A 26,096-nucleotide genomic window follows, 5' to 3' on the forward strand; every position below is an offset into this window, starting at 1 on the left:
ATGTGAGAGATGGTTTCCCTGAGGGGCGGGGGATGTGAGAGAAGGTTTCCCTGAAGGGCGTGGGATGTGAGAGATGGTTTCCCTGAGGGGCGGGGGATGTGGGAGAAGGTTTCCCCTGGAGCGCGTGGGATGTGAGAGATGGTTTCCCTTGAAGGGCGTGGGATGTGAGAGAGCATCGGGTCTGACAGGATGGTCCCATGGCTTCGAATTATGACGTGGTAATCGTTGGCGGCGGGATCGGCGGACTGTCCTTGGCGGCGGCCCTCGCGGGCAAGTGCACTGTGGCGCTTGTCGAAGCGGAGCAATCCCTTGCTTTCCACACTTCCTCGCGTTCTGCCCGGCAGTTGATCCCCAGCTACGGCCCGGCGGTGGTGCAGGAACTGACCATCCGAACCTTGGAGATGCTGGCAGCCCGGGATGCCGTAGCGGCCGAACCCATCCTCACCCCGCGTGGCTTCATGCTGGTGGGCGATGAAGAATCGGTACGGGCCGAGGCCAGCGGGAACATGCACGCTATTACCCACGACGAAGCGATGCGTCTTTGCCCGGCCCTGGACCCCGGGTCCTTCACATCGGCCGGGCTGGATAGTGGCTCCTTCGGCTGCAACGCCCCGCTCTTGCTGGACGAGCACCGCCGGACGGCAGAAGCTGCCGGCGTGGACATCATCACCGGAGCCAGGGTCCACTCCGCCCAGCGGTTGGGGAGCGGCTGGCAGGTGGGCGCCGGCACCGAAGGCTTCCAGTCCGGCGTCGTGGTTAATGCCGCAGGTGCCTGGGCGGACGAACTTGCCGTTATCAGCGGCGTGGAGAAGTTGGGCCTGCAGCCATACCGTCGGACTGCCGCGATAGTGAATGTCGAGAACCCCCTGACGCCCCAAACGCCCATGGTGTGCGCAGCAGATGACTCGTTCTACTTCCGCGCCGAAGGCAACCAAGTGCTGATCTCGCCCTCGGAAAGCGTGCCCAGCGGCGCAGAAGATGCCAAGCCATATGCCGGTGATGTGGAGGCCTTGATCAGCAACCTCAACACCGTGACGACCCTGGGGATCCGCTCAGTGGACCGCGCGTGGACGGGCCTGCGCACCGAAGCTGCAGACGGAGTTCCGGCGGTGGGATTCGACGCCGAAGCGCCCGGCTTCTTCTGGCTGGCCGGACAGGGCGGCTACGGTTTCCAAACGTCCTCGGCCATTGCGGAACTGGCCGCTGCCCTGATCCTCGGCGAGGTCGGGGCAGACAGTCCGGAATCCCGGACAGCGGAGCAGCTCGCAGCCACACGCTGGTCCATCCGGCGCTGAACAATAGGGTCATGAGCGGAAACAGGAACGGGAACAGCGGCAGCACAGTCATCACCAACATCGGCGAACTGATGACCCAGGACCTTGAGCACCGGGTCCTGAAGGACGCCGCAATCGTGTTCGAAGGCGAGCGCATCTCCTGGATCGGTTCGGCCAAGGACGCTCCGGCCGCTGACGAAATGATCGACGCCGAGGGCCGCGCCGTCCTGCCCGGCTGGGTGGATTCGCATTCCCATCTGGTCTTCGCGGGGGACCGCACGGCTGAGTTCGAGGCCCGCATGGCGGGCCAGAGCTACAGCGCGGGCGGGATCGCCGTCACCACGGGTGCCACTCGCCGGGTCAGCGACGACGAGCTTGCCAGCTTGGTCCGGGGCCGCGTGGCCGAGGCAGTCTCGCAAGGAACCACCTACTTGGAGAGCAAGACCGGGTACGGGCTTGACGTTGACAACGAGGCCCGCAGCGCCCGCATCGCCGCAGCGGAAGTTGACGAGGTCACTTACCTCGGGGCGCACCTTGTCCCGAAAGGTTCAGATCCCGAGGAATACACGGACCTGGTGTGCGGTCCGATGCTGGACGCCGTCCTGCCGTATGTCCGCTGGGCAGATGTGTTTTGCGAATGGGGGGCGTTTACTGAGGACCAGTCCCGGCGTGTCCTGACGGCAGCGAAAAAGGCCGGACTGGGCTTGAGGGTTCACGGCAACCAACTCGGCGAAGGCCCCGGTGTTGCCTTGGCCGTGGAGTTCGCCGCTGCCAGCGTGGACCATGTCAACTACCTCTCGGACAAGGACATTGCTGCGCTCGCGGGAACGTGGGCCGGCTGGGACCCGGCCACGGGTCAGGGAAGCAGGGGCACTGTGGCAACGTGCCTTCCTGCCTGCGATCTTTCCACCCGGCAGCCGCTTGCCCCTGGCCGTGAATTGCTCGACGCCGGCGTGCAGCTCGCCCTTGCGGCGAACTGCAATCCCGGTACCTCGTATACGAGTTCCATGGCCTTCTGTGTCACCACTGCCGTGCTTCAAATGCACCTCAGCGTCCACGAAGCCGTCCGGGCGGCGACGTACGGTGGCGCCTTGGCGTTGGGGCGGGAGTCGGGGAACGACGTCGACGCCGAACGGGCGGTGGGTTCGCTCGCCGTCGGGCATCGCGCGGACTTGCACCTGCTGAAGGCGCCGTCGGCCACGCACCTGGCCTACCGCCCGGGGATCCCGCTGACGCATTCGGTGTGGCGCGCGGGCGTCCGGGCTGTCTGATCAAGGCAGCTTAAAACAACGCGGGGTCACTTATGGCCCCTTCCGCAGTTCCGGAAGGGCCACAAGTGACCCCGCGTTGCTCTTTAGGCGCAGCTGAACTTTGCGTCTGCCCAGTCGCCCCAGTCGTCGCCGGCGTCGTCTCCGTTCTTGTCGGCGATCAATTCCACGTTCCTTACGCCGCTGATGTCCACGGCGAGCGGAAGCGCGGCTGAATCGGCGCTGAGGACGGGAGTCCGCATCAGTTCCCGCCCGTCGCCCTTGACGATAAACACCACAGAACCGTGCAGGCCCTTGTTCAGCTTCGCGTCATCCACGCCCACCACCGCGCTGAATGCGGTGCATTTGGCTTCGGTGGCGATGCTGATTTTCGAGTCGGCGTGGACTCCGATGCCCTTCGGGTACACGACGCCGTCAAGCCGCAAGGCGGGCCCGTCGCCGGCGTTCTGCTCACCGTTGGCGCGGTCCCGTTCCGCAGGACCCCACCCATTGGTGCTGCCGATCCAGGGGAGGTCGGAAGCGAACACTGTCCCCGTCAGGACAGGTGCCGGCGGTTGCTGGGACGTGGTGGAACAGGTGAATTTGGCGTCGGCCCAGTCCGCGTGGTCGTTGCCGTTGGAGTCCCCGGCATCGTCGGCCACCAGTTCCACATACTGTGCTCCGGTGACATCCACAGTGAGCGGGAGAGGAGCGCTTGCAGCGCCGAGAACCGGCGTGGTCACCTTCGCAGTTCCGTCTGCCACTACCGAGAACTTCACGCTTCCGCGCGTCGGCTGGGCGTCGTCGATGCCCACAGTGGCGGTGAAAGCGGTGCAGTATCCGCCGAGGTAGTAGCGGACGTTGCCGTTGGCGTGGGCTCCCAGGCCTTTGGAGTAGACCGTGCCGTTCAGTGTGAGGGGAGTACCGTCACCGGCCCCGGTTCCGCCGTTGGACTGGTCTTTCTCCACAGGACCCCAGCCGTTGGCAGCACTGACCCACGGGTGGTCGCTGGCGAACACGGTGGTCTGGGGTGGCTTGGGGAGCGTCCGGACGGTGCTGGTGGTGGTGATGGTCCGGCTGCCCGCCTGCCCGGACGTAGTGCTGTATGTGGCTGTCGCCTTGATGGGGTAGTCGCCATCTGCTGAAGCCGGTGCGGTGAGTTTCCAGGTGGTGGTGAGGGTTCCTCCGGCGGGAAGGGTGTCCGCGGAAGAAGGTGTGGAGGGCGTTGCCGTCCATCCCTCGGGTAGTGCCAGGGTGATGGCCAGGTCCTTGATGGCCGCCGGCTCGTCCGAGACAAAGGTGGTCACGAAGTCCTGCGCCTTTCCTTGCTGGACCACGTCCCCTTGAAGGGAGGCCGAGAGCTGCGCGCACGCCGGGACGGATTCCGAGGCTCCGAGGTCTTCGACCAGGAAGTTGTCCAGGGTGAAGTCCGAACCGTTTGAGCTGCCAGTGCGTTGCAGGCCCACAAAGTAGTCGCCGCAGAAACCGGTGTCCAGTGTCTGCTCGAACCGTGTGGTGGAGGTCTTGGCATCGAGGGCATGGCTTCCGGTCACGGCGGGACCGGCCTGGGAGTCGTAGCCAGAAACCCAGGCGTACTGCCCGGCCTTGGAGTTCTGGTAGTCGAAGGAGACCTTGTATTTGTGGCCGGCTTGGAACGGCACTGTTGCCTCCGTGGTGCGGTACACCATGCCGGGTCCGCCGTTGGGAGCCCGGTTTTCGTCGTGTGCGATCAGGGACCAGGTACCGTCCAGGACTTCATCGATCACGTTGGTGTCCCAGCCCTTTTGGGTGAAGGGTTCGTGGCGTTCGGTGATGTGGGTGCGCGGGTCGGTGGAGCCGCCGGCGTCGCCCTTGACGAAGGGTCCCCAGCCTTGGTCCACGTTTTCAAAGTTTTCGCTGAGCAGGCCCGTAGTGGGTACCCGGCTGGTTTTCGCCGCCCGGAAGTCATCAACGCGAACTGTTCCGTCGCCGTCGGCCGCTGTGACGGTGACCTTGGCTTTGGTGTTGTTGTGCGGGACGTCCACCAGCACACGGACGCGCTGGAACGAGGTGCCGTGTTTTTCGTCGCCGGCCACGAAGTTTTCGGCGTTGGAGGAGTCGATTGTGACGCTTTCGGTCTTGCCGTTGATGTCCACGGACAGCGTGGTGGGTCGGGTCTTGCCGGGCTGGATTTCCACCCAGGCGCTCACGGACTGGGTTCCGGCGTCCAGCTTTACTTCCTGGCTGATCGACGACGGCGTTGCCCCCATTTCGGCGAAGCGGCGGCCCTTGTCATCGCGGACCTGCGTGACGGTGCCGGTGGGGTTCCATGGGGAGAGGTCTGCGCCGTTGAAGCCGGGATCGTTGAAGGCCGTTCCTTCGCCGAAGGTGGCCTTCCCGGGCAGCTCAGCCTTGTTGTTCTTCGGAGCCAGGACGTAGGGCTGCTTGGCGTCGGCCGTGACCGTGACCCGTCCGTTGATCACGGGAACATCGGCGACCTTGACGCGGCCGTTGTCCGTCAGTTTGAACAGCTCAAGGGTGTTGGCCTTGGCGAACTCCTTGGTGAGCGTCCACGTGCTGGAACCACCGGCGGGGTTGTAGTGGTAGAGCTTGTCGGCCTTGCCGTTTTCCTTCGAAGACCACGGCAGCAAGTAGGTTCCGCCGCGCAAAACCGAGGTGTCCGCAACCGTGATATTGCGTTCGGCTGCTGTGTTTCCGGTGACGGACACGCCATCGGCGAGGTCGATCCTGTCAGCTGTCCATTTGGTGATGGGGTGGTGCTGCAGGAACTTTGCGGGCAGGTTGGCTGTCCAGACATTTTCGCTGAATGCGTTGAAGTCGTTCTGTCCGGTCCAGCCTTCAAATTCCACAATGTGGCTCACGCCCAGCTTGGGGTCCGGGTTCCAGACGTCGGACTGGGTGTTGTTGATGAAGCGCAGTATTTGTGAGTTGACGCCCTTGTTGGTGGAGCCGCCGTACTTCTCATCATTGGCCCAGTGCGACCAGGTGTTGTTCCGCGAGAGGTGGTCCGCCCATTCCGAGCCCACCCGGAAGCCGTTCTTCACCAGTTCCTGTTGGAGGCGTTCGGCCAGCCAGCCGAACTCGTAGTAGACGTCCACGTACACGAAATCCAGGTTCTTGTCCGTGGCTTCCCGCAGTTCCTTGATGCGTTGGGCAAGCTTGCCGGAGGTGATGTCTGCACGCTGGTTCATGTAGTAGGACTGGTCCAGCCAGTTCCACCCCAGGCCTTTGTCCGCCCGCAGCAGGTCCTCGCTGAAGGACTTGGCTTCGGGATAGATTTCAGTGGCGTTGATGTGGACTCCGAAGCTGGCGTTCCAGTCTTTGCCCTCCTTGACCAGGGTATTAAGGTCTTCCAGCCCGCCCGCGCGTGTATTGAAGTTATTGCCGTAATCGGTATTGGCCGAGTCGTGTCCTTCACTGGTGTAGCCCTTGAGCATGGCCACCTGTCCGAGTCCGTCCGTGGCCAGGGCGATGCGCTTGACGTCATCGAGGGTGCGCAGGAAGGGGTGGGTTGCCTGGGAGGCAAAGTTGAAGGGAATGTGGGTGATCACGTTGTCCGGGGTCTGCTCGCCTTTGTTCGCGCTGACCTGGATGGACCTCATGGCGATGGCGGCATCCTGCCAATCCACTCCGCCGTCGGCGTTGGCGTCGGTGGTGATGGCAACCCGCGTCCACGGAAGTTCCTCGGTGGCCGGGGACCCTTCTGCCCGGTACAGCCATTGGCCACTGGCGACACCCATGGAAACTCCGCCGGCGCCATCACTTACTGCCTGGCGCCAGAAGCGGCCGCGATCCTTGGCGCCCGGACCCGAGGACGTGTCGTAGAGGGCATTCGATTCGACGGCGGCGCCCAGGGACGCTGTGTTGGCCAGGGCGTAGGCCGAGCTCTTGGCGGTGGTGTCCAAGGCGGTGGCGGCGGTAATGGGCGTGAACTCGTCACCGCTAACGCTGCGGTCCACGGACAGGTTGGCCGTTGACACTTGGGCTCCGGGCTGGGCGGATCCGACCGTCACCAGGTTCAGCCGGGGGAGTTGCAGGGTCTTGACCTGATGATCAGCGGAGTCCTTGATCTCGGTGACATTGAAGGAGACCACGTTCTTCTTCACCGAGAGACGGGCTTTGATGACGGTGTTGCCGAATTCCGGAACGGTCATCACGTAGTCCCGGGCATCCTTCCCGGATGCGGTGGAGGTCCCGCTCACCGTGTACTCCACGCCGTTGAGGGTGATGGTGCTGAGCCGGTTCGCGGTCCCTTCCAGACGTGCTTTGGTGGCGGCGTCTGTATAGCTGAGGACCTGCGGAAAGCCGGTGGAGACATCCACGGTGAGTTGGCCGGAGGCGATGGTGGCTGTTTCTGCAGGGCTGACGGGGTCGGCTTGCGGGGAGGGCGGGGAGGTCGGGGCTGCCGTGGCCGGTGCTATGGCCAGCAGACCGAGCGAGGATGAGGCGACGACGCAGGCCAAACTGAGCGCTGCGATGCGTCTGGGGGATGACAAGCGGGGCATTATGCTCCTTCTTGATTTTTCCGAGCTGATATTGATCAGATTCTTGCGGACGGTTCTAAGCCTGGTTCATGGGACAGAAGTTGACAAGAGTTAACAGTCAGTTAACTTAAGTGCACATGTCGGCACACGCTTTCCCTGTCATCCTGCGCATTCCGCACCTACGCAGATAATGAGCGGTCTTCCCGCGCGGATGATCCTTGTGAGATCGAAAATGATCGTTTAGTGTTTCTATAGATCAGAAAACGTCATTAAGCTGAGCGGGAGCGGAACACACGATGAGCGAGAACACACTGGGCGCCTTCATGGAGGAAGAGCTGGTTTCCCAGCCCGAGGTCTGGCAGCGGGCGGTAGAACAAGCCCGGGCCGAGCAGTTGCTTCCCGCCGACGGAAAGCGCATCGCCGTGATCGGTTGCGGAACCTCCTGGTTCATGGCCCAGAGTTATGCAGCAGCGCGCGAATCCGCAGGCAAGGGCGTCACCGATGCCTTCGCCGCCTCCGAGGCCTTCCTCAACAGCAACAGTGCCGATCGCCAGTACGACGCCGTTGTGGCCATCACGCGGTCAGGCACCACCACTGAGGTACTTGAGATCCTGGCTGAGCTTCAGGGAATTGTCCCCACGGTGGCGATTATTGGTGATACCACGTCTCCGATCGTTGAGCTTGCAGATGCCGTGATCGGACTGCAGTACGCCGATGAACGTTCCGTGGTCCAGACCCGGTTCGCCACCACCGCATTGGTCTACCTGCTCACAAGCCTTGATATCGATGTGCAGCAGGCCATCGAGGATGCCCGCGACGCCGTGAGTGCTCCGGTCCCGCAGGAGCTGTTGGATGCGGAGCAATTCACCTTCCTGGGCACGGGCTGGACTGTCGGGCTGGCCCATGAGGCCGGACTGAAAATGCGCGAGGCTGTGCAGGGTTGGACCGAGTCCTACCCCGCCATGGAATACCGCCACGGACCCATCTCCATCGCCGCTCCGGGCCGGGTGACGTGGCTGTTCGGTACCCAGCCCGAAGGCCTGGACAGTGACATGGCCGTCACCGGCGCCCTTTACCTCCACACCGACAAGCACCCGCTGGCTGAACTGGCGCGCGTCCACAAGGTCACTTTGGAGCGCGCGCGCGTCCGTGGCCTGAATCCGGATCTGCCCCGCAACCTGACGCGCTCCGTCATTCTCGACGCCTCCGCCTAGGCACCGGTCATGGTTCTCGGAGCCGCTGAATCACCGGTCCTGTCTTTCGACGTTGGCGGCACTGATATCAAGGCCGGCCTGGTGGATGCCCGGGGGAGAGTCCTTGGCATGCGCCGGGTCCCTACGCCCTTGGACCCTGCCCGCCCGGGTGAGGCCGTCCTGGACAGGCTGGCCGAGCTTAAGGCCGAGTTGGCGGAGGAATTCCCGGAAACCCTTGCCAAAGCCGCCGGCATCATCGTCCCGGGCATCGTGGATTCCGTTGCCGGCATCGGCGTCTACTCCGCCAACCTCGGCTGGAGAAATTTCCCTTTCACGGCCGAAGCCCAAAAGCGGCTGGGAATCCCGGTGGCTTTTGATCACGATGTCCGCTCCGCTGCCGCAGTGGAGCACACCTTCGGCGGCTCCAAAGAATTCAATGACGTCGTAGTGATGGTGGTGGGAACCGGGATCGCCGCAGCCGTTTTTTCCGGCGGCAAGGCTGTCACCGCAGGCGGCTTCGCCGGGGAACTCGGACATGCCCAGGTACCGGATCCCGACGCCGGCCCTGGATCGGCAGGTTCGACCATTCTCGAAGCCGTCGGCTCGGCCGGTGCCATCGCCAAACGCTACTACCGGGCGTCCGGAAACAGGGTCAACGGTGCCCGCGGTGTCCTGATCAGGGCAGGAGAGGGCGATGACCTTGCTTCCCGCATCTGGTCCGATGCCGTCGATGCCCTCGCCTTCACCATTTGCCAATGCGTCAACATCATGGGAACCGAAGCTGTGGTGATAGGAGGCGGCCTGGCTGAGGCGGGCGACGAACTGTTGGAGCCCCTCCGGGCCAAGGTGGACGGAATCCTTGACTTCCAGCGGCGGCCGCAGCTGATCAGGGCCCAGCTGGGCCAGGACGCCGGCCTGCTGGGTGCGGCGTTGAACGCAAGGGCACTTTTGACGGCCAAAGCACTCCAGGGGGCGTCACAATGAAGAGAGCCAACGTGAACCGCATCATCACTGTCACTGCCAATCCGGCCATCGACATGACCTATGCCGTTCAGGGAATCACCGAGGGCGCCAGCCACCGCGTGCCCACTCCTTTGAGCCGCGCCGGTGGCAAGGGCATCAACGTTGCCCGCGTGACGCACCAGCTTGGCTACCCTGTCCTGGCGATCGCACCCACCGGCGGCGCAGCCGGTCAGACCCTGGCAGCGGAGCTCTGGACCAGCGGAGTTCCCCACACGCTGGTGGGAGTGGCCGCCGAGACCCGCCGCAGCATCGCCCTCGTGGACACGGTCGCCGGCGAAACGTCCATCTTCAACGAGGAAGGGCAGGCCCTTCTGCCCGATGACTGGCGCTCACTCCGGATCGCCATAGTTGAAGCCGTCAGCGGCAACCGGAACCTGCCGGCCTCCGTCCTGGTTGGTTCCGGCAGCCTGCCGCCGGGGGCTCCAGCGGATTTCTATCCCGAACTCGTGCGCCTGGCCCACGACGCCGGCATCCCGGCCATCATTGACACCTCAGGTCCCGGAATCATCGCCGCAGCCAAGGCCGGGGCCGACATCCTGAAGCCAAACCATCACGAGCTCGCCGAAGCGACCGGAGAATCCAGCCTGGAAGCGGCAGCCCTTGCCCTGATCGAGATGGGCGCCCGGACAGTGCTGGTCAGCGCCGGCGCGGACGGCATGCTCGCCTTCGACCACGCCGCTCCCGGTGGCTACTGGAGCGCACGCCTGCCTGAGGCGCTGAGCGGCAACCCCACAGGGGCGGGCGACGCCGGCGTGGCGGCTGCCGCCGTCGCACTCGCCGAAGGCATTACCGAACCGCGCGAAATACTCCGCCGCGCCACCGCCTGGTCAGCAGCCGCCGTGCTCATGCCGGCCGCCGGCGAAATCTCACCGCGCTACCAGGAACTTCAAGACCAACTGATCGTGACATGGAAGGAGACCCGGTGACCCTGGTCAACACGCGGGAACTCATGGACAGGGCCTCGGCCTCCGGTACTGGCCAGGGCGCGTTCAACATCATCCACATCGAGACGGCCGAAGGCCTGGTGGCCGGAGCCGAGGCTGCCGGGGTTCCCCTGATCCTGCAGATCTCCGAGAACTGCGCCAAATACCACGGCGGGCTCGAACCGATCGCTTCAGCGGCGCTCGCGATCGCACGCTCGGCCGCTGTCCCGGTCGCCCTGCACCTGGACCACGCCGAGTCCGAGGACCTCGCGCTTGCCGCCGTTGACCTTGGCTTCGGCTCCGTGATGTACGACGGCGCCCATCTGCCCTATGAATGGAACGTCGAAGTCACCCAGCGCGTCGCCGCCTACGCCCACCAGCGCGGTGTCTATGTGGAGGCTGAACTGGGCAAAGTGGGCGGGAAAGACGGCGCCCACGCCCCGGGTGTCCGGACCGACCCCGCAGAGGCCCGGGCGTTCGTCGAAGCCACGGGCGTTGACGCTTTGGCCGTGGCCGTAGGTTCATCCCATGCCATGACCGAACGCAGCGCGGCACTGGACCTGCATTTGATCACCCGGCTGAAGACTGCTGTAGGAAAACCACTGGTCCTCCATGGCTCCTCAGGCGTCACAGACGAGATGCTCGTGGCAGCTATTGGCGCGGGTATGACTAAAATCAACGTATCCACACATTTGAACGGGTTCTTTACCCGCGCAGTCCGTGAGTACCTCGATGCCAACCCTGCAGTGGTGGATTCCCGGAAGTACATCAAGGCCGGCCGGGATGCCCTTGTGTTGGAGTCCGCACGTATGCTGACGCTGTTCGCCAAAGCGAAATAGCTCCGAACCCGCGAAAGGCCCGTCATGACCCGCACCGATCGGCTGACTGCCATCCTCGATCTCCTGGCCGAGTCCGGCCATGTGGAAGTCGAGGACATCGTGACGCGCCTTGGCGTGTCGCCGGCCACGGCGCGGCGGGACCTGGACAGCCTCGCCAAGCAGCGCCTCCTCAGCCGCACCAGGGGTGGCGCCACTACAGGATCGGTGGCCTACGACCTCCCGGGCCGCTACAACCGTGACGACCACGCCCAGGCCAAGCAGGACATTGCACTGGCAGCATCAGCCCTGATCCGGCCCGGTGCCGTGATCGGCCTCAGCGGCGGAACCACCAACACCGCGCTGGCCCAGTTGCTCTCCACCCGCGAAGACCTCAACGCGCCGTCCAACCGGCCCACCCTGACAGTGGTGACCAATGCCATCAACATCGCCTCGCAACTGGCGGTCCGGCCCAATATCAAGATCATGGTCACCGGCGGCATCCTGAACCCGCGCTCCTACGAACTGGTGGGTCCCTACACGGACGTCATCATGCAGAAAGTGGCCCTGGACATTGCGTTCATCGGCGTCAACGGCGTTGATCCGGACCTCGGCCCCACCATTACCGATGAAGGCGAAGCCATGGTCAACACCGTGATGGCACGCCGGGCCACGGAATCCTACGTCGTGGCGGACTCCTCCAAGGTGGGCCGCCGCTCCTTCGCCGCCATGGCCGGATACGACTTCAGGCACCTCATCACCGATTCCGGGATCAGTGCCGAAGACAAAGCTGCCTTCGAAGCCAAGGGCACCGAAGTCATCGTCGCAGCCGCCGGCTGAGCCGTGCAGCGAACTGAGCCCTGCAGGAAACTTGCAGCGGCTAGAACCGCATTCTGGGCGCATGCAGCACGGAATCGTCAACTTCCCTGGGCACCCACTGGCTGAACGGTAGATCGAGGCTGTACTGGCCGTCGTCGTCCCTCACCAGCGTGCGCAACTCGGCGTTGTCCGGATTGTTGAGCGACTCGAAGTACTCCACCGTCCAATGGAACCAGCGCATGCAGAACAGGCGCATGGTCAACCCATGCGTGACCAGGAGGGTGTTGGGCGAATACGCAGGCTTTTGCCAGTGACGGTAGAGGGTCTCCATGAAGGACGACACGCGGTCGTAGACATCCGAGCCGGACTCACCCTCGCGGAACCGGTAGAAGAAGTGGCCGTAGAGGTTTCGGAGCTCCTTTTGGTCCTCGATGTCCCCGGCGATCTGGAAGTTGGCCCAGTCCTGCTCGCGAAGCCGGGGTTCCTCAATGACCCGTTCCATCAAGGGGCCAAGGTTCAACGCCTCCAGGGTTTGATACGCCCTCAAATACGGTGAGACGTAGACGCAGACCTGCTGCCCGTCGAGCTTGCGTCTAAGGTCCTCCCCGGCAACGCGTGCCTGCTCCACGCCGAGCTCCGTCAGGGGGATCCGGTAGTCCGGCACACGGTTGTAGATGGTGGTGTCGGCGTTCGCGGCCGACTGGCCATGCCGGATCATGAAAATTCTCGCTGGGGCGCCCATCCCACCAAGCATAGGGTGGGTACATGCTTCTTGCTTCCCGACGGCGATTACGCGCCGAAGTGCTGATTGTCCTGGGCTTGTCCCTGGGCCAGTCGGCCGTGTATTCCGTGGTGCAACTCCTGGACAAGATGACGCGGGCTCCTTTGGCTGATGCCACGTCCACCCTGAACAGGTCCCAAAACACCCGCGAGTACTTTGACCTCACCTACCAGTTACTGGATATCATCTTCGCCCTCGTGCCGGTGGCCCTGGTGTTCTACTTCCTGTCCACCCACAGCCAGGGGAACCGCGACGGCGGCGCCGGCGGGGCTTTCGCCCGGCTGGGCTTCAACTTCGCCCGGCCCGGAAAGGACCTGCTGCACGGCGTGGGACTTGCTGCGCTGATCGGCATTCCCTCCCTGGGCCTCTATGCTGCCGGCCGGGCCCTGGGCATTACCACTGCGATCGTCCCCAGCGGCTTGGACGCCTACTGGTGGACCGTGCCCGTACTCATCCTCTCGGCCGTGCGGCACGGGATCGTCGAAGAAGTGATCGTGGTGGGGTACCTCATGGACCGCTTCGGCAAGTTTGGCTGGAGCGCGCCGGTGGCCATTGTGGTCAGCGCCGTCCTGCGGGGAAGCTACCACCTGTACCAGGGCTTTGGACCCTTTATCGGCAATGTGGTGATGGGCCTGGTGTTCGCCTGGATCTACACCAGGACCAAGCGGGTGATGCCCTTGGTGATCGCCCATGCCCTGCTGGACATTGTGGCCTTTGTCGGCTTCAGTTTGTTCGGCAAGGCGATCGGGCTGGGGTAGGCAGGGCAAGTTAAAAGTATCCGGCCGCCATCGGTGGGTGACGTCATTGGCACCCGCTGATGGCGGCCGAAGTTTGTTCCAGGCCGACGTTTGTTCCGGGCAGGATCGACCGGCGGCGGGACTGGCCCGGGGGAGGGGGCTGTCAGATGGTGACGGCTCCTGAGGCGGTTTCGAAAGTTACGGACATGATTCCCGGAGTGCCATGCGGTGCCATCCATTGGACAGCAACGTCTTCAAGCGGCTTCTCCACCGCTTCTCCGAGCCATTCCGTGACGCGTTCCGCCGAGCCTGCAATGGTGAGGCTGGACATCTTGACGTCGCTCTCGTAGATCCTGGACGGGTGCAGTGAGGGGTCGCCCTCCCACTTGAGCAAGTACGGGACCTGGGGATCTGCGATCAAGCCCAGGATGCCGATCTGCTGCCACACCAGTTCCCGGCCGTCAGGGAACTTGCGGTTACCCGGAACGGCTGAGCGGCCAAGGCGGTCCTCGAAGGGTGCCAGGTCGTCAACGGCGACGCACCAGCCCATCCAGCCGCCACCGGCGGCCGAGCGGGCACGAACTGCCTGGCCAAAAGGTGCTTTGTCGGAAGCGGGGTGGTCCAGGACCTCCACCACTTCCAGGTACTTGTTATCCGCAAGGGGAATGATCATGTTCCGGGTACCGAAGCGCGGGTGCACTCCGCCCCGGACAGCGTCCACTCCCAGTGCCGCGGAAATTCGTTCGGTAGTGGCCAAAAGGCCATCTCGTTCACAGGCGTAAGAGACGTGATCCATGCGCATGGCTTCATCTTGGCACTTTGTGATCGGGGTCTCAGCTAAGTCAAGCCTAACTAAGGTGGGATGTGTATAAGTGCTACCGGACGGCGTCATGGAGAGACGCTGAAAGACCGAAAGATTCCACCGGCGTCACAAAGCTGTCTTAGGCTCCGGACACTTCCTAGACTGGGGCCCAGCTCACATGCAGCACGTTTCCACAGAACCCATGCGCCACGAACAGGAGAACTCCATGTCCCAAGGATGGTCTTTCGAAACCCGCCAGATCCACGCAGGCCAGGAGCCCGACTCCGCAACGGGAGCAAGGGCGCTGCCGATCTACCAGACCACGTCCTTCGTGTTCCCCAGCGCCGAAAGCGCAGCCAGCCGCTTTGCCCTGGCTGAGCTCGCACCCATCTACACCAGGATCGGCAACCCCACCCAGGATGCGGTGGAACAGAGGATCGCAAGCCTCGAAGGCGGTTTGGGTGCGCTCCTGCTGAGCTCGGGCCAGGCTGCGGAGACCTTCGCCATCCTCAACATCGCCGAGGCCGGAGACCACATCGTTGCAAGCCCCAGCTTGTACGGCGGCACCTACAACCTGCTGGCCCACACCCTGAAGAAGTTCGGCATCTCGGTGACGTTCGTACAGGACCCGGACAACCTGGACCAGTGGCGCGATGCCGTGCAGCCGAACACCAAGCTCTTCTTTGGCGAGGTGGTGTCGAATCCGCGCCAGGACGTCCTGGACATCGAGGGAGTTGCCCGGACTGCCCACGAAGCCGGCGTGCCGCTGATCGTAGACAACACGCTGTCCACGCCCTACCTCATCCGTCCCATTGAGTGGGGCGCCGACATCGTGGTCCACTCCGCCACCAAGTATCTCGGCGGCCACGGTTCTGCCATTGCCGGCGTGATTGTCGATTCCGGCAACTTCGATTTCGGTAAGGACCCGGAGCGCTACCCGGGCTTCAACACCCCGGACCCCAGCTACAACGGCCTGGTCTACGCGAGGGACCTGGGCAAGGACGGAGCATTGGGCGCCAACCTCTCCTACGTCCTGAAGGCCCGCGTCCAGTTGCTCCGCGATCTCGGCTCAGCTGTTTCACCGTTCAATGCCTTCCTGATTGCCCAGGGCCTTGAGACGCTGAGCCTGCGGGTGGAGCGCCATGTAGCCAACGCCAGCAAGGTGGCCGAGTGGCTGGAAGCCCACGACGACGTCGAATCGGTCGCCTATGCGGGCCTGCCGTCCAGCCCGTGGTATGACCGCGGCCGCAAATACGGTCCCCGGGGTACCGGGGCCATTGTGGCGTTCAACATCAAGGGCGGCGTTGAAGCCGGCAAGCGATTCGTGGACGGTCTGGAACTGCACTCGCATGTTGCCAACATCGGCGATGTCCGATCCCTGGTCATCCACCCGGCCTCCACCACGCACAGCCAGTTGACCGTGGAGCAGCAGGTCGCCGCGGGCGTGAACCCTGGGTTGGTGCGTTTGTCGGTGGGCATCGAGCACGTGGATGACATCATCGCAGACCTCGAAGCTGGATTCCGGGCCGCCAAGGGAGCCTGAACCCTCCGCTGAAAGCTGTCGGGCGGCTGTAGCCGCCTCAACCAAGGGGATGCCGTCCGGGCCGTCGATTATTCGCCGGACGGCATCCCACGGCGGCGATTGGTGAACGAAGCTGCCCAAAACCGTCACACTGTTGTCACATTCTTCGCCAGAACCGCCCTGTATTTCCTAGACTCTTCGTATTAGGTCATGAGTGCCAGCACACAGCCCCGGCTTGCTGGCCGGCAACCCTCCTCCGCGGTGGGGTGCCCCGGGTGAAGACCTGGCCTGTTCGCACGCAAGGCGACGGGCAAGCGCGAGGTTAAGGTGTCAAAGGAATGACCATTACTGCTACAGCCCTTCCAAAATCCGGAGAAGAAGACGGAACCGTCAAGTACGCCGGCATCGGGCCGTTGGAACTTGAAGCCGGCGGGTTCCTTCCCGACGTCGTCCTGGCTTACGAGACCTGGGGCCAGTTGAATGCAGATTCCTCCAACGCCGTCCTGATCCAGCATGCCCTCACGGGCAGCACCCACGTGGCACGGGGAGCCACGGACGAGGAAGGCTGGTGGGAGCAATTGGTAGGCCCCGGAGCCACCATCGATACCAACAGGTTCTTCGTGGTCTCCATCAACATCGTGGGCGGCTGCTATGGAAGCACGGGACCGTCGTCGGAGGCACCCGATGGCCGCCCCTGGGGCTCCCGGTTTCCGTTGGTCACCTTGCGCGACAGCACTGTGGCAGAAGGGCGCCTCGCCGATGCCTTGGGAATCGACTCCTGGCACGCCGTCCTGGGTGGATCCATGGGCGGTGCCCGCGCCCTGGAATGGGCTGTGACCTACCCGGAACGCGTCAAACGCTGCGCCGTGATTTCCGTAGGCGCCTACAGCACGGCCGAGCAGATCGCCTTCGCGCAGGCCCAAACACTGGCCATCCGCCAGGACCCGAACTTCAACAACGGCGACTACTACGCAGGCAGGGCACCTGAACACGGGCTGGCCTTGGCCCGGCGGATCGCCCACATCACGTACCGCTCGGCGCTGGAACTGGATTTCCGCTTCGGCCGGGAAGCCCAGCACCAGGAGACACCCCTGGCCGCCGCGGTGCTCGGTGAGCGTGGCAGGTATCAGGTGGAAAGCTACTTGGACCACCAGGGGACAAAGCTCGTCCACCGCTTTGATGCCAACAGCTACATCGCCATCACAGAAGCCCTGATGTCCCACGACGTCGCACGCGGCCGGGGATCCCTGGAGTCAGCTTTGTCGCGGACCACGGCGGAGTTTTTCGTGGCAGCGGTGGATAGCGACAGGCTGTATTTTCCCGCTCAATCCCGGGAGTTGGCAGCCGCGCTCCCTGGTGTGGTTCCGGTCCATGTTATTGAGGCACCGATCGGCCACGACGGTTTCCTCACGGAGATTGGGCAGCTCGCTCCGCAGCTTCGGGAAGCCTTCTTCGCCTGAGCTGCCGGCTGCCGCGGGCTGGGTCGGCCGTAAGCCTCAGCCGTTCATGATCTCGCCGCGCTGCTTCATGTAGTCCTCCATGGCGATCTCTCCGTTGCTGAACTTCGCGTCCAGCTCAGCCAGCTTGCGGGCACGGTAGCCTTGCGGCTCCGGGCTGCCGGCGGCAGGGTACGGCGTGGGGGATGAAGTGCCCGACGGCGACCCGGACTGCGGTGACGTCTCCGCCGGGCGGATGACGGTCGGCTCGGACGACTGGCCGGGGTAGTTCTGCTGCGGGTAACTTTCCGGTGGGTACGACTGGCCGGGGTAGTTCTGCTGCGGGTAACTTTCCGGTGGGTACGGCTGGCCGGGGTAGTTCTGCTGCGGTGGGTAGCCCGGACCGGGCAGGTTCTGCGGTGGGTAGCCGGGGTCGCGGAACGTTCCTTGCTGGATCCGGCGGGCTCGGGAGCGGTTGTACATGCGGATCCCGAGCGGAATCAGCCACGAGCAGACGATGATCCAGAAGATCAGATTGTTCACAGTGCAGGCCTCCTAGGTCTCGTTCCAGCTTAGCCCTGCCATCCAGCATGGACTTTGCCCAAGGGAACCGAGCAGTCCGGAGGCACTGGCACTTTCACACGAGCGTGGCTTCCATGCCCAGGAACCGGCCGTACCTTTCCACTTCGGCCACTAAGGCCTCCTGCTCCGCCGCGGTTGTTGCCCGGTTCATCCGGACGTCCAGCTGGCAGGCACCCCCTGAAAAGCCGTGCCGCCACCATCCGGCCAACCTGCCATCCAGCAGGACTACGTGCATGGGTCCGTTGTCCTCGGGGAAGTAGGGTGCTGTCCCGCCCAGATAGTGCCTGGACTGTGAGTAGCCCATGACGTATTCGTCGTAGCACTGGATGAGGTCAACACGGGGTAGTTTTGCCTCGTCAGGCGGCGAAGAGCACGCGGGATCGGTGAGCTCACTGACATCTTCCCGGGCCAGGTAAAACCCCAGGCCGTCCTGGGTGACCGTGGCAAGGGCGCCGGGGGACAACGTATCCGCGACCTCGATGCCCAGCTTCACATCTTTCATGGTGAGCCCGGACCAGACGGCGCAGTCCTTGATGGTGGCGGGTCCACGGCTGGTGTAGTACCGAAGCGCCAACCCGCCCAAGGCCTTTTCGCGGTCCTCGCTTGTCAGGGGCGCACGAACGAAGCCGGGCACGCGTTCCTCGAAGAGGGCATACGTCTGCTTCAGCGCGCCACCGGCTGAGCGGATGGGAGAGCCGCTCACCAGGATGCGGCTGATCTCTGCGTGCATGAGGTGGTAAATGAACCCCAGGCCTTTGCCGGGGAGACCGGCTTTTTCCAGGATCCCGCCCAGCTCTTCCCGGGTCTTGTGGGCGCCGTCGGCAACCGCCGAAGCCAGGATCCGGCCACTGAGGGCGGTGGATTCCGCGTCAACCCCTGTTTGGCGGTACATGCCGTTGTTTCCCTGATGGAGCCGCTCCGCAGAGAGTCCCATGAGCCAGCCGAGGTCGTCCCGGTGCACAAAATGCCAGGTGGGCCGGAGGATGTGCGTCCTAAGGATGGTTCCCTCTGCAACGGCCCTTTCCACGTCATTGGCGGTGGTGGAAGCCATGGTCCTTTGGGCAAGGGTCCACCGCGCATACGGAAATTCCTGGGACTGCACTGCAAGCAGGTTGCGGACCACATCCCCGGCGTCCGCGGACGAAGGAACCCGCAATCCCTGCCGGCGCAGCCGCAGCCGCCGGACGCTTTCGGCAAACATCAACGCGCTGTCGGTCATCGAGCCCACACGAATCTGAAGCTACAGGAACTGCAGCCACCATGACTCCGGATTACCAGCACCAGGACGTGGACTTAGCGCCGTGGCAGCACGGTGCCGCTGGAACCAAAGACGGGACCCGGCGTCGGACGTTTGGGGCTGATGCCGTCACCGGAGGATTGGTGCCGCAGTCTTCGGATAACCCAGGGGACAAAGTACTCGCGGGCCCAAACGAGGTCCGAAGAACGGGCCTCCCGCCACGTGCGGGGCGGCAGTGGCTTGGGCAGCAGCGGTTCGAGGGTGTGCTGGACGTTCAGGGCGTCCAGGACCATCATGGCGATCGTGTGGTGGCCCAGGGGAGAGAAGTGCAAGCGGTCCGGGTCCCACATTTGCGGGTCTGCCAGCTGCCTCAGTGACCACATGTCAGCGATGATGGCGTCGTGGCGTGCGGCCACTGTCCTGAGGTTCTCGTTGTAGATGGCAACCTTGCCGCGGATGCGTCCGAGGACGGAGGATGCCGTGTCCGGGCCGTTGAAAAGCACCACGGCAGCGCCTCCGGAGCTCAACTCACCTACTGCGGCATCGAGTTTTTCGGCCAGAAGATCGGGGTCGCCGCCTGGCCGGATGAGGTCGTTGCCGCCTGCGGAGATGGATACCAGGTCAGGCTGCAGTTCCAGGCAGTGGGCCACCTGTTCATCGATGATTTGCTGGAGCAGCCTGCCACGGATGGCAAGGTTGGCGTAGGCAAAGTCTTCCTGGCCGCGGCCCAGCTCCTCCGCCACCCGATCCGCCCAGCCGCGGTGGCCGCCGGGATTCCGGGGCTCGGGGTCCCCAATGCCTTCGGTGAAGGAGTCTCCCAGCGCCACGTATCGGGTCCAGGGGTGTTTTTGTACAGGATCGCCGGGTTTCAACAACTGATTGTTCTCACTCACGCTCATATCCTGCCCCCTGACCGCGACCCTACGCCACCGTAGGTTGTTACTTGTGGGTAACTGCAAGAATGGAGCCATGACTGAAGCAACCACCTTTCCAGCACCTGTCGTCCTGTGGTCCCATGATGAAGCCGAGCGGGCAGGCAAGCCTCTCCTGGTCCTGCTGCACGGTTACGGCTCCAACGAGGACGACCTCTTCAGCCTTGCCGGATTGCTGCCTGAAGGCTTCGTGGTTGCGGCACTTCGTGCACCCATGCCCATGGGTCCGGGCTTCACATGGTTCCCGCTCACGGCATCGATCGATTACTCACTGGACGCTGTGAAGCTTGCGGCCGAGTACGCGCTGGCATGGCTGGATACGGTCAAGGCGAACCACACTTCGGTCACCCTGCTGGGCTTCTCCATGGGGATGGCCATGGTGACCACCATGCTCCGCTACCGTCCCGCAGACTTTGCCGCCGTCGTCGGGCTTTCAGGTTTTGTGATCGACGCCGGCGCTGACGCCGCGTTCCGGGACCACGAACTGGATGGTTCGCTGCCCATGTTCTGGGGCCGGGACCAGCAGGATCCCGTCATCACCCAGGACAAGATCGAGTACACCATGGGCTGGGTGCGCGGGCACGTTGACCTCACCAAGGTGCTCTACACAGGAATGTGGCACGGGATCAACCAACAGGAGATCGGCCACGTGGGCGAATTCCTCACCCACAAAGTGCTCACCGCCTAGGAGCAGCGCGGCCCAAAACCAGCGCGGCCCAAAACCAGCGCGGCCCAAAACCAACGCGGGGTCACCTATGCACCCTTGAACGTCGGGCAGGGGGCCACAAGTGACCCCGCGTTGTAACAGTGGCGATGAGTTGTATCAGGCGGCGATAATTCGGACTGTCCGGCCGTTGACCGTCACAGTATCGCCGACGTGGAGCTGGCGGCCACGGCGGTCATCGATTTCGCCGTTGACCTTGGCCAGGCCGTTCTTGATGAGCTCCGTGGCCTCAACGCCGTCCTCCACGAGGTTGGCAAGCTTCAGGAGCTGGCCAAGGCGAATCATGTCGTCGCGGATGGGGATCTCTTCGATTTCCGGAGTGCTCATACAGCAATGATGCCTGAAGTAGTGTGGTGACAGTGCCGCAGCCTTCTCCCCGTCCCACCCTTCCACTCGCCGTTGGCCTCCCCGTCGCAGTAGCAACAGGCTTGGTCATCCCGCTTCAGGGAAGGATCAATGGGGCCCTCGGCGCCAGGCTCGACGACGGCATCGCAGCTGCCGTGGTGAGCTTCACCACAGGCCTGCTGCTGATTACCGCGATTTCGCTGGCCACCCCCAGGGGCAGGGCTGGCCTCCAACGCATCATCCCCGCGGTCCGCAACCGCAGCTTTCCCCGTTTCTACGTCATGGCCGGAGCCATCGGCGCTCTCTTCGTCTTTGCCCAGTCGTTCACGGTGGCGTTGCTCGGTGTGGCCTTGTTCACGGTGGCGGCTGTGACAGGACAAACCTTGAGCGGGCTGTTGGTGGACAGGATGGGAATCGGGCCAGGCGGCAAACGTGCCATCACGGGAGTCCGCGTCATCGGCAGTGTCTTGACAGTGGCCGCCGTGGCCTGGGCTGTGTCACCCCGGTTCGGCGGTGATGCGGACATTGCTTCGCTGGTCCTTCCAGTGCTGCTGCCGCTTGCAGCCGGATTCTTCATGAGTTTCCAGCAGGCCATGAACGGTACCGCCACAGTGCATTACGGGACACCCATCGCAGCCACCCTGGTCAATTTCATTGCCGGGTCGGCCATCCTCTGGGTGGCCTGGATCATCAAGCTGGCTGTGGCAGGACCGGGAAATCCGCTTCCCCCGGAATGGTGGTACTACCTCGGCGGCCCCATGGGATGCCTGTTTATTGGCCTGGCCGCGCTGCTGGTCCGCAGCTTGGGCGTGCTGATCACCGGCTTGGGCATGATCGCCGGTCAACTGGTGGGCTCGCTGGTGCTCGACGTCGTGATCCCCAGTCCCGGCGCGGTGGTCGCCTTGCCCACGGTGCTGGGTACGGTCCTGACGCTGGCCGCGATCATCGTAGCGACGTTGCCCTGGCCCAAAGGTGCCTTGACAAGGAGAAGCCCTGCCAAAGGCCGGTAGGGTAGGACTCGCATGACTTTCAGGTATCTTCGGGTACTTGCAACAAACTTTTCCCCCGACACCCCGCCGGACAACCTCGTCCGGATTCCGGGGCACACCACCGCGGACCGCACCCAGCGGCCCTGTAGAACAAATGGAGTTACCCATGGCAGCAAAATCCGTCCTTGACCAGGTCATTTCCCTCTCCAAGCGGAGGGGCTTTGTCTTCCAGGCCGGTGAAATCTATGGTGGCTCCCGTTCGGCGTGGGACTACGGTCCCCTTGGCGCCGAACTGAAGGAAAACATCAAGCGCCAGTGGTGGCAGAGCATGGTCCGCGGCCGCGAGGATGTTGTAGGCCTGGATTCCTCCGTCATCCTTCCCCGCCAGGTATGGGAAGCGTCCGGCCACGTGGAAGTCTTCTCCGACCCCCTGGTTGAATGCCTGTCCTGCCACAAGCGCTACCGCGCGGACCACCTCGAGGAAGAGTACGAGGAAAAGAAGGGCCGCCCGGCAGAAAACGGCCTGGCCGACATCGTCTGCGCCAACTGTGGCACACGCGGCCAGTGGACCGAGCCCCAGGAATTCTCCGGCCTCCTCAAGACATTCCTCGGCCCGGTGGCCAGCGAAGAAGGCATGCACTACCTGCGCCCGGAAACCGCCCAGGGCATTTTTGTGAACTTCAACAACGTCCTGACCACGTCCCGGAAGAAGCCGCCGTTCGGCATCGGCCAGATCGGCAAGTCGTTCCGCAACGAAATCACCCCGGGCAACTTCATCTTCCGTACCCGTGAATTCGAGCAGATGGAGATGGAATTCTTCGTTGAGCCCGGAACGGACGAAGAGTGGCACCAGTACTGGATGAAGGAGCGCATGTCCTGGTACACGGACCTGGGCATCCGTGAGGACAACCTCCGCTTCTTCGAACACCCGCTGGAAAAGCTCAGCCACTACTCCAAGGGCACCACGGACATCGAGTACCGCTTCGGTTTCCAGGGTTCGGAGTGGGGCGAGCTTGAGGGCATCGCCAACCGCACGGACTTTGACCTGTCCACGCACGCCAAGGCCTCCGGGACGGACCTGAGCTACTTCAACCAGGCCACCAACGAGCGCTACACGCCATTCGTGATCGAGCCTGCCGCAGGCCTGACCCGGTCCTTCATGGCGTTCCTGATCGACGCTTACACCGAGGACGAGGCACCCAACGCCAAGGGCGGCGTCGACGTCCGCACCGTGCTCAAGCTTGATCCCCGCCTGGCGCCGGTCAAGGCCGCCGTCCTTCCGCTGAGCCGCAACGAGGATCTGTCCCCGAAGGCCAAGGCCCTGGGTGCCCAGCTGCGCAAGAACTGGAACATCGACTTCGACGACGCCGGCGCCATCGGCCGCCGCTACCGTCGCCAGGACGAAATCGGTACCCCGTTCTGCATCACTGTGGACTTCGACACCCTCGAAGACCAGGCCGTGACCATCCGTGAGCGCGACACCATGAGCCAGGAACGCGTCTCCCTGGACAAGGTTGAGGGCTACCTGGCAGCTCGACTGATCGGCGCCTGACCGTGGCTTTGGAGTACCGCGAATGGAAGGAAGGCGACGACCTCGCCCTCCTGGAAATCTGGGGTGGCCCCGAGACACTTCCCGCTGAGCAGTTCCGGGCGGCCCTGGCACCGTCCGGCAACCAGCCCTGGCGTCGGTGCATCGTGGCCGAAGACGTGGTCGATGGCGTGCGGATTCCCGTTGCCGCCGGCGTGGTCCACGAGGCTTCCCTGCACCCCGAACGTCTTTGGGCGTACATCGAGGTTGCAAAGGACCACCGGCGTGAGGGCGTGGGTGCCACCCTGCTGACCATGCTCCGCCGCGAAGCCGCGAACTCGCCGTCGGGCGTTTCCAAGCTGCGCAGCAAGGTGGAGCCGGGCACTGCGGGTGCGGCTTTTGCTGCTGCCGCGGGACTGGTTCCCATCCAGCGTTCCCAGTTGGTTGTGGTGAAGCCGGAACCTCTGTCTTTGCCGCGCTTCGGCGACGAGGAAGCCGCTTCAGAGCGCGTGGAAGACCTGGCCACGGGATCCGTTGAGTTGAGCGACGTGGTGGGCAAGTATTACTCGCACGTCCATCACTGGGACAGCCCGGGGGAACTCAGCATCGCCACGGTGCAGCGCTTGTTCCTGCACGACCTCACTGGTGCCCATGGGGCGATTGTCCTGCGCGCGCCCAAAGCCAGTGCATTTGGCCAGGGCGTTCCAGCCAGCAGGAAGGGCAAGATCCAGGCCTTCGCCATCAGTTACGCCCAAGGCAACTCCGACGAGCCTTCCGATGTCTTCCTGGGCCATGATCCACAGCTCTCGGCCGAGGAAGCAGCTTTTGCGGTGCGGGACCTTTTGGCACTCATTGCCTACCAGCACCCTGTCCTGCTGGAAGTTGATGATTCAATGACGGCGCTGCGCACTGTCCTGGAGCCCCTGTTGGACTCCGGGAAAGCCCATGTACGGGGCGCGGATACGGTGATCGTCAGCGACTGACCATTGATTCGCCGTTACGGATCCCACGCCGCCGCTTTCTGCGGGCAGCGTGGGATTCTGCGTTTCCCGGCAGTGTCTGCAGCGGCCCTGGTGCCGCGTAGGCTTAAGGCCATGAGGTTTTGCTGCTGATGGGCCACGGTCACTCCCACGGACATTCTGAAAGTCCAGAGCCAACCCCGCAGGCCCTTGCCTCGCGGAAAAAGGCCAATTGGATCCTGGCGGCCATACTGGTTCCGCTGGGGGTCCTGACGCTCGTCGCCATGATGGTCATGTGGCCCTCCGGAAGCCGCGAAGGAATCACCTTCTCCAGCCCCTACCAGGCCGCGCCGGGCGTAACTTTCGATACCGGCCGGATCCAGAGCGTGGTGGTGGAAAGCTGCACACAAACCGGCCAGGCCGATGCCGGCCAGGGCACAGGCCAGGGCACCACGGACCCGTCCGGCACAGGCCAGGGCAGCACGGGCCAAACCGATCCAAACCAAGGCGGGTCGCAATGCACGTTCGCTTTCACTGAGCCGGATAAGGGTGGAGACGTCGTCAAGGTGGTCATCAACCCTGACGTAGCCATGTCCCACGGCGTGGATGTGGGGGATTCCATCAGGTACCTGAACCTCTCCGCAGTCCAGGGCGCCAACGCCGGCAGCGGAGCTCCAGCGTACGTTTTTGTCGACTTCGTCCGGTCCATCCCCATCGCCATCCTCGCCGTGTTGTACGCAGCGGTGGTCATTGCGGTGGCCCGTTGGCGCGGTTTCCGTGCGCTGCTCGGACTGGTGGGTGCCTACTTTGTCCTGGTGAGCTTCATCCTGCCTGGACTGGTGGAGGGCAAGCCGCCGCTGCTGCTGGCACTGGTGGGGTCAACGGTGATCATGATCGGGGTGCTGTACTTCGCGCACGGATTCTCGGCGCGGACATCGACGGCGCTGCTGGGAACCATTTTTGGGCTCAGCATCACCGCATTGTTGGCTGCCTGGGCCACTGACGCCGCCAACCTGGCCGGTGTGGGAAACCACGATGCCTCGACGCTGGTCAATATGTCACCCCAGATCTCGATTTCCGGGATCATCCTTTGCGGCCTCATCATTTCCGGCCTTGGCGTGCTGAACGACGTGACCATCACACAGTCCTCCGCAGTGTGGGAACTTTACGAACTCGCCCCCAACACCAGTGCACGCAAGCTGTTTACCTCGGCCATGAGGATCGGCCGGGACCACATTGCTTCGACGGTCTACACCATCGCCTTTGCCTATGCCGGGGCGGCCCTCCCGATCCTCATCATCGTGATGCTCTACGACCGCCCTCTGGCCGAAGCACTGACCAGCGCCGAATTGTCCGAGGAAGTCATCCGGACACTCGTGGGCTCCATCGGACTGGTCCTGGCCATCCCGGTCACCACGCTGATCGCGGTCCTGGTGGTCAAGGCCACTGGCATGAAGCGACTCGCTGCTGCCGGTGGCCCCGCTGTAACTGCAGATGAGCTTAAGGACACCGGTTCCTTGGCGGTCGCTGCCGCCGTCGTGGGTTCCGTTCCGACGGCAGATCACGACGCCGGTGAGCGCCTTGACGCGTCCGGCAAGCCGGCGCAGCCTGGCAGCCGACGGGCACAGCGCGAAGCGGAGCGGCGCGGAGACACGAACGACGCCACCTAAACCCAAGCCCTGTTCCTGTTCGCCCCGCAATACTACGTACGCATGGACAAACAAGGCAGAGTTCAGGCAGGGCG

The 26,096-nt window shown here is 63.7% G+C and carries 22 protein-coding genes and 1 riboswitch; of the genes, 15 read left to right on the plus strand and 7 right to left on the minus strand.

From position 1 onward, the window contains the following. Positions 1-197: 197 nt before the first annotated feature. A complete protein-coding gene (locus LDN85_RS07395) occupies positions 198-1,295 on the plus strand; it encodes an FAD-dependent oxidoreductase (RefSeq protein WP_223945023.1) in 1,098 nt (365 codons plus the stop codon). An 11-nt stretch (positions 1,296-1,306) separates the two neighbouring features. Continuing rightward, entirely contained in the window at positions 1,307-2,545 is a 1,239-nt protein-coding gene (hutI, locus tag LDN85_RS07400) for an imidazolonepropionase (protein WP_223945024.1), read from the plus strand. Positions 2,546-2,628: 83 nt separating this feature from the next. Here hutI and LDN85_RS07405 read toward each other — a convergent pair whose 3' ends face one another. After that, complete coding sequence (locus LDN85_RS07405; protein WP_223945025.1) at positions 2,629-7,026, minus strand: endo-alpha-N-acetylgalactosaminidase family protein; 4,398 nt, start codon at positions 7,024-7,026, stop codon at positions 2,629-2,631. A gap of 275 nt (positions 7,027-7,301) precedes the next feature. Here LDN85_RS07405 and LDN85_RS07410 point away from each other — a divergent pair, with 275 nt between their 5' ends. The 5 genes from LDN85_RS07410 to LDN85_RS07430 are packed head-to-tail and all read left to right on the plus strand — an operon-like array spanning position 7,302 to position 11,799. After that, positions 7,302-8,219: an SIS domain-containing protein gene (locus LDN85_RS07410; protein WP_026541457.1), complete on the plus strand. Its 918-nt coding sequence runs from the start codon at positions 7,302-7,304 to the stop codon at positions 8,217-8,219. Positions 8,220-8,228: 9 nt separating this feature from the next. Continuing rightward, positions 8,229-9,182, plus strand: coding sequence for an ROK family protein (locus tag LDN85_RS07415; RefSeq protein WP_035760958.1), 954 nt, complete (start codon positions 8,229-8,231; stop codon positions 9,180-9,182). After that, positions 9,179-10,147 carry a hexose kinase gene (locus LDN85_RS07420; protein WP_026541458.1) on the plus strand — a complete coding sequence of 323 codons (969 nt, stop codon included), beginning with the start codon at positions 9,179-9,181 and terminating at the stop codon, positions 10,145-10,147. The genes LDN85_RS07415 and LDN85_RS07420 overlap by 4 nt, the downstream gene beginning before the upstream one ends. Then, positions 10,129-10,983: a class II fructose-bisphosphate aldolase gene (locus LDN85_RS07425; protein ID WP_035760959.1), complete on the plus strand. Its 855-nt coding sequence runs from the start codon at positions 10,129-10,131 to the stop codon at positions 10,981-10,983. The genes LDN85_RS07420 and LDN85_RS07425 overlap by 19 nt, the downstream gene beginning before the upstream one ends. Before the next feature lie 24 nt (positions 10,984-11,007). Next, positions 11,008-11,799 carry a DeoR/GlpR family DNA-binding transcription regulator gene (locus tag LDN85_RS07430; protein WP_026541460.1) on the plus strand — a complete coding sequence of 264 codons (792 nt, stop codon included), beginning with the start codon at positions 11,008-11,010 and terminating at the stop codon, positions 11,797-11,799. 40 nt (positions 11,800-11,839) lie between these two features. Here LDN85_RS07430 and LDN85_RS07435 read toward each other — a convergent pair whose 3' ends face one another. Further along, positions 11,840-12,520, minus strand: coding sequence for a histidine phosphatase family protein (locus LDN85_RS07435; RefSeq protein WP_026547271.1), 681 nt, complete (start codon positions 12,518-12,520; stop codon positions 11,840-11,842). 23 nt (positions 12,521-12,543) lie between these two features. On the opposite strand from LDN85_RS07435, the gene LDN85_RS07440 reads away from it, so the two are divergent. Further along, on the plus strand, positions 12,544-13,317 hold the full coding sequence (locus LDN85_RS07440; RefSeq protein ID WP_223945026.1) for a type II CAAX endopeptidase family protein: 774 nt from the start codon (positions 12,544-12,546) through the stop codon (positions 13,315-13,317). 142 nt (positions 13,318-13,459) lie between these two features. Here the strand turns inward: LDN85_RS07440 and LDN85_RS07445 are convergent, their stop codons facing one another. After that, the gene (locus tag LDN85_RS07445; protein WP_026541463.1) at positions 13,460-14,098 is read right to left on the minus strand and encodes a VOC family protein; all 639 of its coding nucleotides are present in this window, start codon (positions 14,096-14,098) and stop codon (positions 13,460-13,462) included. A gap of 226 nt (positions 14,099-14,324) precedes the next feature. On the opposite strand from LDN85_RS07445, the gene LDN85_RS07450 reads away from it, so the two are divergent. Continuing rightward, positions 14,325-15,641, plus strand: coding sequence for a bifunctional o-acetylhomoserine/o-acetylserine sulfhydrylase (locus LDN85_RS07450; protein ID WP_223945438.1), 1,317 nt, complete (start codon positions 14,325-14,327; stop codon positions 15,639-15,641). Positions 15,642-15,826: 185 nt separating this feature from the next. Next, a riboswitch (SAM riboswitch) is annotated at positions 15,827-15,943 on the plus strand. 15 nt (positions 15,944-15,958) lie between these two features. Next, on the plus strand, positions 15,959-17,080 hold the full coding sequence (locus LDN85_RS07455; RefSeq protein WP_223945027.1) for a homoserine O-acetyltransferase: 1,122 nt from the start codon (positions 15,959-15,961) through the stop codon (positions 17,078-17,080). Between the two features lie 36 nt (positions 17,081-17,116). Here the strand turns inward: LDN85_RS07455 and LDN85_RS07460 are convergent, their stop codons facing one another. The 3 genes from LDN85_RS07460 to LDN85_RS07470 form a co-directional block, all read right to left on the minus strand. Then, complete coding sequence (locus LDN85_RS07460) at positions 17,117-17,599, minus strand: hypothetical protein (protein ID WP_223945028.1); 483 nt, start codon at positions 17,597-17,599, stop codon at positions 17,117-17,119. A gap of 94 nt (positions 17,600-17,693) precedes the next feature. After that, the gene (locus tag LDN85_RS07465) at positions 17,694-18,857 is read right to left on the minus strand and encodes a winged helix DNA-binding domain-containing protein (protein ID WP_223945029.1); all 1,164 of its coding nucleotides are present in this window, start codon (positions 18,855-18,857) and stop codon (positions 17,694-17,696) included. A 74-nt stretch (positions 18,858-18,931) separates the two neighbouring features. After that, positions 18,932-19,774, minus strand: coding sequence for an SGNH/GDSL hydrolase family protein (locus LDN85_RS07470; protein ID WP_051420857.1), 843 nt, complete (start codon positions 19,772-19,774; stop codon positions 18,932-18,934). A gap of 70 nt (positions 19,775-19,844) precedes the next feature. Between LDN85_RS07470 and LDN85_RS07475 the strand changes: the two genes are divergently transcribed. Further along, complete coding sequence (locus tag LDN85_RS07475; RefSeq protein ID WP_223945030.1) at positions 19,845-20,495, plus strand: alpha/beta fold hydrolase; 651 nt, start codon at positions 19,845-19,847, stop codon at positions 20,493-20,495. A 135-nt stretch (positions 20,496-20,630) separates the two neighbouring features. On the opposite strand, the gene LDN85_RS07480 is transcribed toward LDN85_RS07475, so the two are convergent. After that, positions 20,631-20,858, minus strand: a complete 228-nt coding sequence (locus tag LDN85_RS07480) for an RNA-binding S4 domain-containing protein (RefSeq protein ID WP_026541470.1) — start codon at positions 20,856-20,858, stop codon at positions 20,631-20,633. Between the two features lie 23 nt (positions 20,859-20,881). Between LDN85_RS07480 and LDN85_RS07485 the strand changes: the two genes are divergently transcribed. The 4 genes from LDN85_RS07485 (at position 20,882) to LDN85_RS07500 (ending at position 26,022) form a co-directional block, all read left to right on the plus strand. Then, positions 20,882-21,886 carry a DMT family transporter gene (locus LDN85_RS07485; protein ID WP_026541471.1) on the plus strand — a complete coding sequence of 335 codons (1,005 nt, stop codon included), beginning with the start codon at positions 20,882-20,884 and terminating at the stop codon, positions 21,884-21,886. A 145-nt stretch (positions 21,887-22,031) separates the two neighbouring features. Next, a complete protein-coding gene (locus LDN85_RS07490; protein WP_026541472.1) occupies positions 22,032-23,417 on the plus strand; it encodes a glycine--tRNA ligase in 1,386 nt (461 codons plus the stop codon). Between the two features lie 2 nt (positions 23,418-23,419). Next, positions 23,420-24,376 (plus strand): GNAT family N-acetyltransferase, encoded by a 957-nt coding sequence (locus LDN85_RS07495; protein ID WP_223945031.1) that lies wholly within the window; start codon positions 23,420-23,422, stop codon positions 24,374-24,376. Positions 24,377-24,504: 128 nt separating this feature from the next. Further along, positions 24,505-26,022 (plus strand): YibE/F family protein, encoded by a 1,518-nt coding sequence (locus tag LDN85_RS07500; protein ID WP_223945032.1) that lies wholly within the window; start codon positions 24,505-24,507, stop codon positions 26,020-26,022. Positions 26,023-26,096: the final 74 nt, after the last annotated feature.

The sequence above is a fragment of the Arthrobacter sp. StoSoilB20 genome (assembly GCF_019977295.1).
Lineage (GTDB): Bacteria > Actinomycetota > Actinomycetes > Actinomycetales > Micrococcaceae > Arthrobacter > Arthrobacter nicotinovorans_A.

What these genes read in the sequence shown, in the direction of transcription:
- LDN85_RS07395 (WP_223945023.1), top strand. Translation starts at nt 198, where the DNA reads ATGGCTTCGAATTATGACGTGGTAATCGTTGGCGGCGGGATCGGCGGA.
- hutI (WP_223945024.1), top strand. Translation starts at nt 1,307, where the DNA reads ATGAGCGGAAACAGGAACGGGAACAGCGGCAGCACAGTCATCACCAAC.
- LDN85_RS07405 (WP_223945025.1), bottom strand. Translation starts at nt 7,026, where the DNA reads ATGCCCCGCTTGTCATCCCCCAGACGCATCGCAGCGCTCAGTTTGGCC.
- LDN85_RS07410 (WP_026541457.1), top strand. Translation starts at nt 7,302, where the DNA reads ATGAGCGAGAACACACTGGGCGCCTTCATGGAGGAAGAGCTGGTTTCC.
- LDN85_RS07415 (WP_035760958.1), top strand. Translation starts at nt 8,229, where the DNA reads ATGGTTCTCGGAGCCGCTGAATCACCGGTCCTGTCTTTCGACGTTGGC.
- LDN85_RS07420 (WP_026541458.1), top strand. Translation starts at nt 9,179, where the DNA reads ATGAAGAGAGCCAACGTGAACCGCATCATCACTGTCACTGCCAATCCG.
- LDN85_RS07425 (WP_035760959.1), top strand. Translation starts at nt 10,129, where the DNA reads ATGGAAGGAGACCCGGTGACCCTGGTCAACACGCGGGAACTCATGGAC.
- LDN85_RS07430 (WP_026541460.1), top strand. Translation starts at nt 11,008, where the DNA reads ATGACCCGCACCGATCGGCTGACTGCCATCCTCGATCTCCTGGCCGAG.
- LDN85_RS07435 (WP_026547271.1), bottom strand. Translation starts at nt 12,520, where the DNA reads ATGGGCGCCCCAGCGAGAATTTTCATGATCCGGCATGGCCAGTCGGCC.
- LDN85_RS07440 (WP_223945026.1), top strand. Translation starts at nt 12,544, where the DNA reads ATGCTTCTTGCTTCCCGACGGCGATTACGCGCCGAAGTGCTGATTGTC.
- LDN85_RS07445 (WP_026541463.1), bottom strand. Translation starts at nt 14,098, where the DNA reads ATGCGCATGGATCACGTCTCTTACGCCTGTGAACGAGATGGCCTTTTG.
- LDN85_RS07450 (WP_223945438.1), top strand. Translation starts at nt 14,325, where the DNA reads ATGTCCCAAGGATGGTCTTTCGAAACCCGCCAGATCCACGCAGGCCAG.
- LDN85_RS07455 (WP_223945027.1), top strand. Translation starts at nt 15,959, where the DNA reads ATGACCATTACTGCTACAGCCCTTCCAAAATCCGGAGAAGAAGACGGA.
- LDN85_RS07465 (WP_223945029.1), bottom strand. Translation starts at nt 18,857, where the DNA reads ATGACCGACAGCGCGTTGATGTTTGCCGAAAGCGTCCGGCGGCTGCGG.
- LDN85_RS07470 (WP_051420857.1), bottom strand. Translation starts at nt 19,774, where the DNA reads ATGAGCGTGAGTGAGAACAATCAGTTGTTGAAACCCGGCGATCCTGTA.
- LDN85_RS07475 (WP_223945030.1), top strand. Translation starts at nt 19,845, where the DNA reads ATGACTGAAGCAACCACCTTTCCAGCACCTGTCGTCCTGTGGTCCCAT.
- LDN85_RS07480 (WP_026541470.1), bottom strand. Translation starts at nt 20,858, where the DNA reads ATGAGCACTCCGGAAATCGAAGAGATCCCCATCCGCGACGACATGATT.
- LDN85_RS07490 (WP_026541472.1), top strand. Translation starts at nt 22,032, where the DNA reads ATGGCAGCAAAATCCGTCCTTGACCAGGTCATTTCCCTCTCCAAGCGG.
- LDN85_RS07500 (WP_223945032.1), top strand. Translation starts at nt 24,505, where the DNA reads ATGGGCCACGGTCACTCCCACGGACATTCTGAAAGTCCAGAGCCAACC.